Origin of the sequence: Pseudalkalibacillus decolorationis (assembly GCF_024609785.1) — a bacterium.
In the GTDB taxonomy this organism is placed as follows: domain Bacteria; phylum Bacillota; class Bacilli; order Bacillales; family Fictibacillaceae; genus Pseudalkalibacillus; species Pseudalkalibacillus decolorationis.
Window position 1 is genome coordinate 752 of record NZ_JANHJQ010000069.1, and the last position, 653, is coordinate 1,404.

The 653-nt window shown below is 39.5% G+C and carries 1 pseudogene; it reads left to right on the top strand.

What is annotated here, in order from left to right:
* Window positions 1-198 (top strand): annotated as a pseudogene (locus tag NON16_RS25340) (IS110 family transposase); the annotation flags it as partial.
* Window positions 199-653: the final 455 nt, after the last annotated feature.

Below are 653 nucleotides of genomic sequence, written 5' to 3' on the forward strand. Positions count from 1 at the left end.
CAAAACCCTGCATTCAAAGCCTTACATGACTATTTTACGAAACGAGACAAGAACCCTTTAAAAAAGAAACAGTCGCTGATCGCCCTGTGTTGTAAGTTAATCAAGATTTTGTTTGTGGTAGGTAAGAAGCAAGTCGCTTTTTGCCCTGAGAAAATGTTAAACGATATTCCTCATTTTCAAAACCAGGAAGCTGCCTAAAAACCGTTTCATTAAGTCCGTAAGATTGTATTTTCTGAGTTAGAATCTCATTGCATTTAACAACATAAAAACGGAGCACGGAGCAGTCGGCAAGATTTATACAAACGGGCATAGACCCTGCAAGAAAGCATCGCCGACCCCACTTCATGGATAGGTTGAACGAAGGAATGTATGCGCAAATGACGCTGGGAGATGTGGGAGGGTTTGCCGCCATGAATACTGTGGGATCCAAAGTGCGCCCATAGGATTCACTACAACCTTTTTCTAAAAAATGGAAGGGGAAGGTCTCTATAAGGTCACCTCTCCCTTCCATAATGAAACATATATGGCTGACTTATCCATACATTTGATGCATTTCATTAGATGTATCGAGTGAAAAGCTTAGAAATAACAAGAATAACGGAGAAAATCCTTACTTTATAGAGGGAGTATAAAAATACTTTCTATAGTATAAG